This window comes from Rhizobium sp. Nf11,1 (assembly GCF_050587665.1).
Lineage (GTDB): Bacteria > Pseudomonadota > Alphaproteobacteria > Rhizobiales > Rhizobiaceae > Rhizobium.
Genome location: NZ_JBOBHU010000004.1, coordinates 276,241 through 288,182 on the forward strand (window position 1 = coordinate 276,241; position 11,942 = coordinate 288,182).

Below are 11,942 nucleotides of genomic sequence, written 5' to 3' on the forward strand. Positions count from 1 at the left end.
CCGTTACGGCAGATTGTCCTTCAGGAATATGTCGAGCCGGATGCGCTCCTGCGCTTCGATGACGGCGAGCCCGTCCGCCTTGGCCTTCAACACCCGGATGGCGCTGCGCACCTCGTGACCGGCATTCTGATTGAGTATCGCATCGATCGTGTTGTCGATAAGCGCCGCCCGCGTGTGGGCGGTCAGCTCGTGGGCGATGACCGTCAGCGTCCGGTCGACGGCCTTCTCCTTCAGTGCCCGGATGAGGCCGCGATTGCCGGCGCCGAGGCTATAGACGCCGATAATGTCGGCATTCCCAAGTGCCTCCGCGACGAGCATATGGGCGATCTCCGGATCGTCACGGCCCTCCAGAACCGGAAGGATCGCAAGATCGGGAAACTCCTCTCCCATGACCGCAGTGAACCCTTCCAGCCGCTCGCGATGGTCGCGCACCAGCATGGAGCCGGCGAGCACGGCGATCTTGCCCTTTCGCGGCCCTAGGAACCGGCCGAGCAGACGGGCCGCCGTGCGGCCAGCCGCAATATTGTCGACACCGGCGTAGTGATGGCGCAGCGATCCGGTAAGATCGGACACCAGCGTGACGATGGGAAAGCCCGCATGCACCAGCCCGTCGACGACGGCACGCACTTCCGGCGCATCGGTCGCAACCATTGCGATGCCGCAAGGCTTTTCGCGGGAAAGCCCTTCGAGCACGGCGACGAGAGCGGCCGGATCGAAGGCAGGTACCTCGATGGTACGAATATCGGTGCGTTCAGCAGGCGAGCGGAGGATCGCCTGCCGGATTTCGGCATTGAGCCCGTGCATGAAGGAATTGTCGCTGGCCGGGAGGATGAAGACCAGCGGATAGGTGCGACCCTTGGCGAGATTGGCGGCGGCGACGTCCCTGATATAACCGAGTTCGCGGATTGCGGTCTCGACCTTCTCCCGCGTGACATGGCGCACACCAGGACGCTGATTGAGGACCCGGTCGACAGTCGCGAGACTGACGCCCGCCGCAGCGGCGATATCGTGAACAGTTGGCCTCATCGTTCCTCCTGACGAGACCATTAGCGCCAAATTTGATGTACGTAAATCAAAAAAACCAGCGGGGCGATTTCCGCATCATTTTTCCGGTCTTGCCGGCCGCTGGCATCAATTCGATGAGCGATCGCCCACCTGATGACACAGAGGCTGGAAAGCCGCAACAAAAAGGCCCTCCGGAGAGGGCCTTTTCGAGGGACGGGGCCGGAGGTCAGTGGCCGCCGCCACCTCCTCCGCCGCCTTGCGGCGCGGGTTTCTTGATCATGGCGACACCGAGGATCATCGCAACGAACAGTGCGGTCAGGATCAGGAACACATCGCTGAAGGAAAGGATGACCGCCTGCTTAGTGGCGAGGCCAACCATCTGCTTGATCGCGACCGAAGTGCCGTCCATGCCGTAACTGGTAAAATTGGCGGCCATGTTGTTCATCTGGTCGATCGCCGCCGAATTGCCCCAGTCCATATTCTCCCGCAATCGCTCGTAGTGCACATCCTGCCGGTTGGTGAGCACGGTGTTGATGACAGCGAGTCCGACGGCGCCGCCAAGATTTCTGGTCAGGTTGAACAGGCCGGACGCACCGCGGATGCGCGAGGGCGGCATCGTGCCGAGCGCGATGTTGTTGATCGGCACCATGCACATCATCAGCCCGAAACCGCGCAGGATCTGCGGGATGAAGAGCTCGTAGAAATCCCAGTCCGCCGTCAGATGGATCATGATGTATGTGCCGGCGGCGAAGCTGATAAAACCGATCACCATCATCAGGCGCAGGTCCATCTTGGTCGACAGCCGCCCGGCGATCGGTGCCGTGAAAAACATCGCAAGCCCGGAGACGAACATCGTCTCACCGATCATCAGCGAGTCATAGCCGCGGATTCGCCCAAGATAGACGGGGTAGATATAGGTAAGGCCGTAGAGGCCGATGCCCATGACGAAGGAAAACACCGAGCCGAAGGAGAAATTCCGGTTCGCAAAGGCCTTCAGGTCGACGACGGGAAACTCCACCGTGAAGGCGCGATAGAAGAAGACAATGGCCGCGGCACCGGAGGCGACGGCAGCCAGCGCGATGGAATTGTCGTTGAACCAATCGTTCGAGTTGCCCTCTTCGAGCACATATTCCAGCGCACCGAGGAAGACGCCCATCGAGATCAGCCCCCACCAGTCGAACTTCTTGAAGAGCGACAGTTCCGGCTTGTCGAAGTCGATGAAGTTCCAGGTAACCAGCGTGACGATGATGCCCGGAACGATATTGACGAGGAACAGCCAGTGCCAGGAGAAGGCGTGGCTGAGATAGCCGCCGACGGTCGGGCCGATGGTCGGCGCCAGCGTCGCGATCAGGCCGATGATCGGCGAGACAATGCTGCGCTTCGACGGCGGGAAGATGGTGAAGGCGGCCGCGAAGACCGACGGGATCATGCCGCCGCCGATGAAGCCCTGTATGGCGCGGTAGACGATCATCTGGTCGATATTCGTCGCCGTCGCGGCGAGCGCGCTCGCCATGGTGAAGCCGGCGGCCGAGATGGCGAAGAGATAGCGCGTCGAGATGATGCGCGCCAGCGTGCCCGACAGCGGGATCATGATAACTTCCGCGATCAGATAGGCCGTCTGCACCCAGCCGATCTCGTCGGAACCGGCCGACAGGCCGGCCTGAATTTCGGCAAGCGACGCAGAGACGATCTGGATGTCGAGGATCGACATGAACATACCGAGCACCATCGCGAAAAAGGCGATGAGCTTCCTCGGATCCATGCGATCTCCGGCGTGGGCGGGCGCTGTCGGAATTGTTCCCGCTGTTGCTGTCGCGCTCCCGGCCATCGGATCATCTCCGCCTTGTTAGAGGCTCACTTGTTCGGCGCCGTGCGAGTATCAACGTCGACCACGACGCTGAGGCCCGCGCGCAGACGGCCGCTGTCGAGCGCATCCTGCGGCAGCGCGATGCGCACCGGCACGCGCTGAATCACCTTGGTGAAGTTGCCCGTGGCATTTTCCGGCGGCAGCAGCGAAAAGACCGAACCGGAGGCCGGCGAGATCGATTCGACGGTGCCGACGATCGGATGGTCGTCATAGGCATCGACATGGACGCTGACCTTCGAGCCTGGAACGAGATGCTGGATCTGCGTTTCCTTGAAATTGGCGTCGATATAAAGCTGGCGCACCGGAACGAGCGCCATCAGGCGCTGGCCGGGCGAGACGAGATCGCCTTCCTGGACAGAGCGGTTGCCGACGATGCCGTCATAAGGCGCCTTGAGCACGGTGAAGGAGAGGTCGCGGGCGGCCTTGTCACGCTGGATTTCAAGCGTGCGGACGGAACCTTCCGCTTCCCTGCGCTGGGCTTCGAGGATGGCAATATTGGCCTGCGCCGCCATGATATTGGCGTCGCCGCCGGCAAGATTGGCCTTGGCCTGATCGAGTGCGGTATTGGCATCATCGAGATCCGCGGTGGTGCCGACCGACTTTGCCTGCAGGTCGCTCTGGCGCTTTTGCTTGATTTCCGCGCCACGAACCGTGGCTTCGAGGGCAGTCTTCTGGGCCTGGGCCTGCACAAGGCTTGCCTTGGCCCCTTCCATCTGCGCATCAATACGGCTTAGCGAAAGCTGCTCGGTCGCAATCTGGGCATTCGCCTGATCGAGGGCATTCTGGTAGTCGCCGTTATCAAGGGTAGCGAGAACGTCGCCTGCCTTGACTTCCTGGTTGGCGACAACATTCACCTTCGCGACATAGCCGGTAACCTTCGGCGAGATGGTCGCGATATCACCTTCGATATAGGCGTCGTCGGTCGACACCATGAACCGGCCGTTCATCCACCATTCGTATCCGTACCAGCCGCCGCCCGCAAGCAGGGCAAGCACGACGATCGGCAGCACCGGGCTGCGGCGCTTCTTTGCCGTAGCAGGAGCAGCAACTGGCCCCTGGGCCGGGACTGACTGTGCGGGAGCAGCCGGCTTTTCCAGGGCTTCCGCCGTCGGCGCCTCGGCAATGACCGCGACCTTTGCCTCTTCGGCTTCGGCGTTTTCGCTGACGATACGCGCGACGTTGCTCTTCTGGTTGCTCGACATGGCCACTCTACCGATCTTGGAGTAATAATCGAACTGAACGGTTCGGTTCAGTTGACATAAACCTGTTTTATCGTCATATCAAGATGTATAGAACCAATCGGTTCGATTTCTTTTAAGGAAGTTGTGAAACCGTGAACACGGTTAAGGAGACATGACGCTAAAACCCGACCACGCCGCCGTATTCAGTCCTCCCGCCGCCGGGGGCCGATTTGCCGCGGGCGAAGACCCGGCCAAGCGCCAGCAAATTCTTGCCGGCGCCAAGCGAGTCTTCATGAAAATGGGCTTCGACGCCGCCAGCATGAACGACGTAACGCGCGAAGCTGGCGTGTCCAAGGGAACGCTCTACGTCTATTTCACCAACAAGGAAGAGCTGTTTTCGGCGATGATCGAGACCGAGCGCGCCGCCTTCGTGGCGGCCGTGCGCACGGCCCTTGCCGAGCATGATGACCCCGAATCCGGCCTGTACGAATTCGGGATAAGCTTCGTCACCCACATGACCGATGAGAAGGTCATCAGCGCGATGCGCACCGTTCTCGGCGTTCGCGACCGCATGCCGGTACTCTGTCAACGCTTTTTCAAGGGCCCGGTAAACCTGCGCACGATCATGCGCGATTTTTTGGAACAGCATGTCGCCGAAGGCCGGCTCGAGATCGACGACATCGATCTTGCCGCCGGCCAGTTTCTCGATCTTGCCAGCGGCAGCTTCTTCAAGCTCCGCCTGTTCGGCAGCATGGAAGAACCGCCGACTCGTGAGGAAATCGACCGCGTCATCCGCGGTGCGATCAAGGTCTTCATGGCAGCCTACGGCGCGCGCCGGCACGAGACTGCTTAATCCCGTATCCTTGACTGCCGCTCCCCTTCGGCCAAAACTCCGCAAGGACGATCAAACCCGGCTGCCGGCTTTTCTCTAATGAAGGAGCCGCAACCAGGGGAATGAAGATGAACGCCATCGCACGGGCGATCTGGTTCATAGAGAGCCATTTCGAAAGCGATATATCGCTGGAAGAGATATCGGACGCAGCCGGATTGTCGCGCTACCATCTGTCGCGCGTCTTCGGGCTCGTCACCGGCCACTCGATCAGCAGCTACATGAGAGGACGGCGCCTCAGCCGCGCCGTGCCCGCATTGGTCACCGGCTCATCCACCATTCTCGAGGTTGCGCTTTGCGCGGGCTACGGCTCGCACGAAGCTTTCACCCGTGCCTTCCGCGAGCAGTTCGGCATGACGCCGGATGCTGTGCGCAGACAGGGACACGCCCGTAACCTTGTTTTATTGGAGCCGATCCGAATGGATACCGACCACCTCAACGACCTCGAACCACCCCGTTTCGAGACTCTTCAACCAATGCTCTTTGCCGGCCTGCAGGAGACCTACCCTTATGGCGACAATGCCGCCATCCCCTCGCTTTGGCAAAAGTTCAATACCCATTTCGGGCATATTCCAGGCCAGAAAGGCAATGTCGCCTATGGCATCTGCAGACATATCGGCGAGGAGGAGAAATTCCGCTACATGGCCGCAGCCGAGATTTCCGACGCCGGCGACTTGCCCGCGGAGTTTACGACGCTCAAGCTTCCGGGACAGCGCTACGCCGTCTTCACCCATCGCGGCCACGTCTCCGGCATTTCCCTGACCATGAACCGGATTTTCGGCACATGGTGGCCAAGCTCAGGCCTGGAACATGGCGAGACACCCGACATGTTCGAATGTTACGACGAGCGCTTCGATCCCTATACCGGCATGGGCGTCACCGAAATCTGGCTACCTGTAAGGGAATAAAGATCATATCAGTTTCGTATACCCGCTTGTGGCGCTTGTCCGGACGGCAGGCGCCATTACATTGCGCGCGTCGTTCCATCATGTGACGCCAAAGAGGATATACGCTGATGCAGGATATCATGACGCTCATTCAGGACCCGGCCGCCTGGGTGGCGCTCATCACACTGGTGGTGATGGAAGTCGTTCTCGGGATCGACAACCTGATCTTCATTTCCATTCTGACCAACAAACTGCCTCCTGAGCACCGCGAGAGAGCTCGCCGGATCGGCATCGGCCTTGCCCTCATCATGCGTCTGGCCTTGCTCGGCACCGTTGCCTGGATCGTGCAACTGACCGAACCGCTGTTTGAAGCCTTCGGCCACGGCTTCTCATGGAAGGACCTGATCCTGATCGCCGGCGGCCTGTTCCTCGTCTGGAAAGCCACCAAGGAAATTCACCACAGCGTCGACCCCGTAGACCATCAGGAAGATTTCATCGCCACGTCGGCAACGACAGGCTTTGCATCGGCGATCGGTCAGATCCTGCTGCTCGACCTAGTCTTCTCCGTCGACAGCATCATCACCGCCGTCGGCATGACGCCGCATCTGCCGATTATGGTGATCGCCGTCATTGCCGCTGTGACCGTCATGCTGGTTGCCGCGACCCCGCTCGCCAACTTCATCGAAAGAAATCCGACGATCGTCATGCTGGCGCTCGCCTTCTTGCTGATGATCGGCACGACGCTGATCGCCGAAGGCATGGGCTTCCACGTGCCGAAGGGCTACGTCTACGCCGCCATGGCCTTCTCGGCGCTGGTCGAGGTGCTGAACATGTTCGCACGCAACGCCCGCAAGCGGAAACGCGAAGGCGCGCACTGAGGCAGATACGGGAGCGTGCGCCGCAACCGGCGCACCTTCTCAGCGTCCGCAAGCCGTTGCGGACGCGGTTTTTCTTGACGCGCCCGGTTGAATATGGCCTAAGGCCAGCCGAACGGACGATCGGCGAATGGTGCGGGCGAATGCCCTTTTTCGGCCGGTTTGCCGATGAAGATATCTGCATCCTTCCGGCCGAACGTCGCTTTCCCGTGAAAGCAGTCCGGCATTCATTGACGGGCACATACAATGACAAATTCCGGGACAGCTTCCGGCGTCCGCGTCCGCATCGCTCCCTCGCCGACCGGCGAGCCGCATGTCGGCACCGCTTATATCGCTCTCTTCAACTACCTCTTTGCCAAGAAGCACGGTGGCGAGTTCATCCTGCGCATCGAAGATACCGATGCGACGCGCTCGACCCCGGAATTCGAGACCAAGGTGCTGGACGCGCTGAAATGGTGCGGGCTGGAATGGAAGGAAGGCCCCGATATCGGCGGCCCCTACGGCCCTTATCGCCAGTCCGACCGCAAGCCGATGTACCAGCCCTATGCACAGGAACTGCTGGACAATGGCCATGCCTTCCGCTGTTTCTGCACGCCTGCGCGGCTGGAGCAGATGCGCGAGGCGCAGCGCGCCGACGGCAAGCCGCCGAAATACGACGGTCTCTGCCTGAACCTCACGGCCGAAGAAGTCACCTCGCGCATGGCGGCCGGCGAAAGCACCGTCATCCGCATGAAGATCCCGGCCGAAGGCTCGTGCGACTTTACCGACGGCGTCTACGGCGACGTCTCCATTCCGTGGGATTCCGTCGACATGCAGGTCCTCATCAAGGCCGACGGCATGCCGACCTATCACATGGCCAATGTTATCGACGATCATCTGATGAAGATCACCCATGTGGCGCGCGGCGAGGAATGGCTGGCGTCGGTGCCGAAGCACATCCTGCTCTATCGCTATTTCGGCTGGGAGCAGCCGGTCTTCATGCATCTATCGTTGATGCGCAACGCCGACAAGTCGAAGCTGTCGAAGCGCAAGAACCCAACCTCGATCTCCTATTATTCCGCGCTCGGTTATATCCCCGAGGCGCTGATGAACTTCCTCGGCTTGTTCTTCATCCAGATCGCCGAAGGCGAAGAGCTTCTGACGATGGAAGAACTGTCCGAAAAGTTCGATCCGGACAATCTCTCCAAAGCAGGCGCGATCTTCGACATTCAGAAGCTCGACTGGCTGAACGGCCGCTGGATCCGCGAGAAGCTCTCCGAGGAGGAATTCCAGGCGCGCGTACTGACCTGGGCGATGGAGAACGATCGCCTGAAGGCCGGCCTGCGCCTGTCGCAGACGCGCATTTCCAAGCTCGGCGAACTGCCCGATCTAGCAGGCTTCCTGCTGAAATCCGATCTTAGCCTGCAGCCGTCCGATTTCGCCAAGATCAAATCGCCGCCGGAAGAGATCCTAGAGATCCTCAACACCGTCCAGCCCGATCTCGAAAAGATCCTGGAATGGAATGTCGAGACGATCGAGGCGGAGCTGCGCGCCGTCGCCGACCGCATGGGCAAAAAGCTGAAGGTCGTGGTGGCACCGCTCTTCGTCGCCGTCTCCGGCTCGTCGCGTTCGCTGCCACTCTTCGATTCCATGGCGCTGCTCGGCCGCTCCGTCGTGCGCCAGCGCCTGAAGCTCGCAGCACAGGCGGTCGCCGCCCTCGTCGGCTCGAAATAAGAAAAGTCAGAGGATTTCGACAGTGGCTGACAACAAGACCGAAAACACCCTTTCCTCCGACGCGACCGAGGTGCGCGCCCAGAAGCTCAAGCTGCTGCGCGCGCAGATCGGCGATGTATATCCGGCGCATTTTCACCGGACGCTGACCAATGCTGAGCTTGGCGCCAAGTATGAATCTCTGGAACCCGACGTCGAGACGCAGGATGTCGTCACCGTCGCCGGCCGCGTCTATTCCTCGCGCAATTCCGGCATGTTCATGGATATCCATGACGCCTCCGGCAAGATCCAGATCTTCAGCCACAAGGACACGACGCCGGAAGAGGCCCGCGCCCTGCTGCCGATGATCGATATCGGCGACATCATCGGTGTCACCGGCATCGTGCGCCGCACCAAGCGCGGCGAGCTGACGATCAACGCGCAGAAAATCGAAATGCTGACGAAGTCGCTGCTGCCGATGCCCGAGAAGTGGCACGGTCTCTCCGATATCGAGCTGCGTTACCGCAAGCGCCATCTCGACATCATGACCAACGAGGATTCGAAGCTGCGCTTCCAGCAGCGCTCGAAGATCGTCTCCGGGATCCGCCGTTTCATGGAGAATGACGGCTTCATGGAAGTCGAGACGCCGATGCTGCATTCCGTCTATGGCGGCGCCACCGCCGAGCCGTTCAAGACGCATCACAACACGCTGAAGCTCGACATGTATCTGCGCATCGCGCCGGAACTGTTCCTGAAGCGTACGCTGGTCTCTGGCCTCACCGACAAGGTCTTCGAGATCAACCGGAACTTCCGCAACGAAGGCGTCTCCACCCGCCACAATCCCGAATTCACCATGATGGAGTGCTACTGGGCCTATGCCGATTACGAGGACATGATGGACCTCGTCGAGCGGCTGTTCGAGACCCTGGCGCTCTCCATTCATGGCACGACGGAATTCGACTTCGTCGAAAAGCGCCTCTCCTTCAAGGGCCCGTTCAAGCGTGTGCCGATGCCGGATGCCGTCAAGGAAGCAACCGGCATCGATTTCCTCGCCATCAAGACCGACGAGGAAGCCCGCGCCGCCGCCAAGGCTGCCGGCTTTGCGGTCGAGAAGGACTGGACCTGGGGCGAATGCCTCGCCTTCATCTTCGAGGAAAAGGTGGAAGCGACGCTGATCCAGCCGGCCCACGTCACGCATTTCCCGAAGGACATCTCGCCCTTCGCCAAGGAAGTGCCGGGCGAGCCGCGGCTTGTCGAACGCTTCGAGACCTATTGCAATGCCTGGGAACTCGGCAACGCCTTCTCGGAACTCAACGATCCCGAGGAACAGCGCCGCCGCATGGTCGAGCAGCTCGAGCAGGCGCATGCCCGCGGCGAAAAGGAAAAGCAGCTGGACGACGAATTCCTGGACGCGATCGACCAGGGCATGCCGCCGGCTGGTGGCCTCGGCATCGGCGTCGACCGTCTGATCATGCTTCTGACCAACGCGCCGTCGATCCGCGACGTCATCCTCTTCCCGGCCCGCCGCAGCAAGGCCGACTGACAGGAAAGATGCAGGTTGATCAAAGCGGACTGCCGGCCGGCGCTCCGCTTTTTCATATGCCTGTTCAGTGGGTCTTGGCGGCTTCCGCCGACGGTTCTTCGGCCGGCGCTTCGGCCACTACATCGGCGCCGTCGCCCTCGGCAGCTGGCGCCGGTTCGCTTTCGGCAGCCGGTGCCGCGCCATGTCCCCCGCCCTCGGCCTTCTTGTCCTTCTCCTCAATCTTCTTGCCCGTCGCCTCGCCCTTGGTCGAGGCGACGGCGACCGGATCGACGCAATCCTCCGGATCCTTGAAGCCAGCGCTAATCATGGCGATCTCATCGGCCGGCAGTTCGATACGCTCGCCGAAGAACAATCCGTTTTCGCTGGCCTTGCCGTCGTAGTAGCGCGCCGTATAGCGCTTGTCGTCGAGGCCGGGAACGGTCTTGTCGGGATGCGGGATGAAGACGACATCGGCGCCTATCGCCCGGCCGCGAATATCGGCGCGCAGCGTTGGGCCGTTCTCATCAAGCACCACCACCTGTACCAGATCCGGTTTCTGCGCGGCATAGACGGCCTGGGCGACACGGAGCGCGGTCCTGACCCGCGTCATCCCGTCGGTCGGTTCGGTCTTGATGTATTTCCGCACCCAGACATGATCCTGCTTTCTGATCGTCACAAGGTTGACGTCGCTGCATTCGAGCGCGCCGCCACTGGAGACGCCGATCAGCCTGTCCTTGCCGACATACAGCGCCGCGCCGCCGGAAACGCCCGCCAGAAGCGCGACTCCGCCGATGATGATTGCCAATTTCCGGGAAGGCCGGAATATGCGCAGTAAGGCCTTCACGCCAACTGCTCCGCCATCTCAAACTCCAACGCAGGACAGGTGCTGAGAATGCTAGGGAAATGACGTTTCGGAAAGTTTAAGTGGGCGCGCCGTGCTCGCTCCATTTCAGGAAAATCCCAAAAAAGGTCCGAATTTTTCGGCTGCTTGCCACGGCACATTCCGCCATGCTCTAAACACCCATGGCCTTCACGCTTCGCCAGATCCAATATTTCGTGGCCGTCGCCGAACAGGGTTCGGTGACACGAGCCGCGCAGAACCTTTCGATCTCGCAATCCTCGGTGACGGAAGCGCTGAAGGAGCTCGAAAACGATCTCGGCGTCGAACTCTTCGAGCGCCATCCGCGCGGCCTGACGATTACCCACAACGGACATCAGTTCCTCCGTCACGCGACCAAGATTCTCGCCTCCGTCTCCGATGCGCGGACTAGCTTCTCCGGCCAGCAGAGTACCCTCTCCGGCACGTTGAATATCGGCGTCACCTCGCTTGTCGCCGGCTACGTTCTCTCCGATCTGCTGGCGCGATACCGGCGCGCCTGCCCGGGCATCGAAGTCAGCGCCATCGAGGACAATGGCGGCTATCTCGAACATCTGCTGGTCGGCGGCGAACTCGACGTGGCGGTGATGGTGATATCCAATCTCCGCGACCGCATGGCGCTCCAGGCGGAAATCCTCGAAACCTCGCCCTATCGCCTCTGGCTGCCGATGGGCCATCCGCTGGTGTCGGCCGATATCATCTCTGTCGCCGATATCGCCCGCGAACCGCTGATCATGCTGACGGTCGACGAGATCGAGGAGAATACCGGCAAACTGCTCTCCGCACTCGGCGCCCGCCCGCATGTCGCCTTCCGCACCCGCTCGGTGGAAGCGGTGCGCAGCCTGGTCGCCACAGGCGCCGGCGTGGCGCTGCTTCCCGATCTTGTCTACCGACCCTGGTCGCTCGAAGGCGACCGCATCGAGAGCCGCGACGTCTCCGGCTCACTGCCGGTCGTCCAGGTGGGGATGGTCTGGCGGAAGGGCTCCAGCCTGCCGCAGGCTGCGCGCGATTTCGTCGGCATCGCCGAAACCATGCGGTCCGGCCGGCTCCGCTGATATCGGGATTTCCGATATCGCCTTTCTGATAAATGAATTTGCGAAACCGGGCTTTTGGCGTCACCTTTTCAACCGGGAACAAATCGCCACAGAAG

At 60.9% G+C, this 11,942-nt stretch carries 10 protein-coding genes; 6 read left to right on the top strand and 4 right to left on the bottom strand.

Going from position 1 to position 11,942, the window contains the following annotated elements:
• Positions 1-3: 3 nt before the first annotated feature.
• The 3 genes from ACQ7C1_RS09090 to ACQ7C1_RS09100 all read right to left on the bottom strand — a co-directional run bounded on the left by ACQ7C1_RS09090 (position 4) and on the right by ACQ7C1_RS09100 (position 4,074).
• Positions 4-1,026: a LacI family DNA-binding transcriptional regulator gene (locus tag ACQ7C1_RS09090; protein ID WP_430958037.1), complete on the bottom strand. Its 1,023-nt coding sequence runs from the start codon at positions 1,024-1,026 to the stop codon at positions 4-6.
• Positions 1,027-1,231: 205 nt separating this feature from the next.
• Positions 1,232-2,833, bottom strand: a complete 1,602-nt coding sequence (locus tag ACQ7C1_RS09095) for a DHA2 family efflux MFS transporter permease subunit (protein ID WP_430958038.1) — start codon at positions 2,831-2,833, stop codon at positions 1,232-1,234.
• Between the two features lie 26 nt (positions 2,834-2,859).
• The gene (locus tag ACQ7C1_RS09100; protein WP_430958039.1) at positions 2,860-4,074 is read right to left on the bottom strand and encodes an HlyD family secretion protein; all 1,215 of its coding nucleotides are present in this window, start codon (positions 4,072-4,074) and stop codon (positions 2,860-2,862) included.
• A 151-nt stretch (positions 4,075-4,225) separates the two neighbouring features.
• Here ACQ7C1_RS09100 and ACQ7C1_RS09105 point away from each other — a divergent pair, with 151 nt between their 5' ends.
• From ACQ7C1_RS09105 to lysS, 5 genes are all read left to right on the top strand, one after another.
• Positions 4,226-4,906 carry a TetR/AcrR family transcriptional regulator gene (locus tag ACQ7C1_RS09105; RefSeq protein ID WP_430958040.1) on the top strand — a complete coding sequence of 227 codons (681 nt, stop codon included), beginning with the start codon at positions 4,226-4,228 and terminating at the stop codon, positions 4,904-4,906.
• A 107-nt stretch (positions 4,907-5,013) separates the two neighbouring features.
• Positions 5,014-5,850: an AraC family transcriptional regulator gene (locus ACQ7C1_RS09110; RefSeq protein ID WP_430958041.1), complete on the top strand. Its 837-nt coding sequence runs from the start codon at positions 5,014-5,016 to the stop codon at positions 5,848-5,850.
• Between the two features lie 107 nt (positions 5,851-5,957).
• Positions 5,958-6,707, top strand: coding sequence for a TerC family protein (locus ACQ7C1_RS09115; protein ID WP_085779527.1), 750 nt, complete (start codon positions 5,958-5,960; stop codon positions 6,705-6,707).
• Between the two features lie 243 nt (positions 6,708-6,950).
• The gene (gltX, locus tag ACQ7C1_RS09120) at positions 6,951-8,417 is read left to right on the top strand and encodes a glutamate--tRNA ligase (protein WP_085779528.1); all 1,467 of its coding nucleotides are present in this window, start codon (positions 6,951-6,953) and stop codon (positions 8,415-8,417) included.
• Positions 8,418-8,439: 22 nt separating this feature from the next.
• The gene (gene lysS / locus ACQ7C1_RS09125) at positions 8,440-9,936 is read left to right on the top strand and encodes a lysine--tRNA ligase (RefSeq protein ID WP_430958042.1); all 1,497 of its coding nucleotides are present in this window, start codon (positions 8,440-8,442) and stop codon (positions 9,934-9,936) included.
• Between the two features lie 64 nt (positions 9,937-10,000).
• On the opposite strand, the gene ACQ7C1_RS09130 is transcribed toward lysS, so the two are convergent.
• Complete coding sequence (locus tag ACQ7C1_RS09130; RefSeq protein ID WP_430958043.1) at positions 10,001-10,759, bottom strand: hypothetical protein; 759 nt, start codon at positions 10,757-10,759, stop codon at positions 10,001-10,003.
• Positions 10,760-10,938: 179 nt separating this feature from the next.
• On the opposite strand from ACQ7C1_RS09130, the gene ACQ7C1_RS09135 reads away from it, so the two are divergent.
• A complete protein-coding gene (locus ACQ7C1_RS09135; protein WP_430958044.1) occupies positions 10,939-11,847 on the top strand; it encodes a LysR family transcriptional regulator in 909 nt (302 codons plus the stop codon).
• Positions 11,848-11,942 lie beyond the last annotated feature (95 nt).

Bases quoted from the DNA above. Each gene is read 5' to 3' on its own strand.
- ACQ7C1_RS09110 (WP_430958041.1), top strand. From the start codon at position 5,014: ATGAACGCCATCGCACGGGCGATCTGGTTCATAGAGAGCCATTTCGAA.
- ACQ7C1_RS09095 (WP_430958038.1), bottom strand. From the start codon at position 2,833: ATGGCCGGGAGCGCGACAGCAACAGCGGGAACAATTCCGACAGCGCCC.
- ACQ7C1_RS09135 (WP_430958044.1), top strand. From the start codon at position 10,939: ATGGCCTTCACGCTTCGCCAGATCCAATATTTCGTGGCCGTCGCCGAA.
- gltX (WP_085779528.1), top strand. From the start codon at position 6,951: ATGACAAATTCCGGGACAGCTTCCGGCGTCCGCGTCCGCATCGCTCCC.
- ACQ7C1_RS09115 (WP_085779527.1), top strand. From the start codon at position 5,958: ATGCAGGATATCATGACGCTCATTCAGGACCCGGCCGCCTGGGTGGCG.
- ACQ7C1_RS09090 (WP_430958037.1), bottom strand. From the start codon at position 1,026: ATGAGGCCAACTGTTCACGATATCGCCGCTGCGGCGGGCGTCAGTCTC.
- ACQ7C1_RS09100 (WP_430958039.1), bottom strand. From the start codon at position 4,074: ATGTCGAGCAACCAGAAGAGCAACGTCGCGCGTATCGTCAGCGAAAAC.
- ACQ7C1_RS09105 (WP_430958040.1), top strand. From the start codon at position 4,226: ATGACGCTAAAACCCGACCACGCCGCCGTATTCAGTCCTCCCGCCGCC.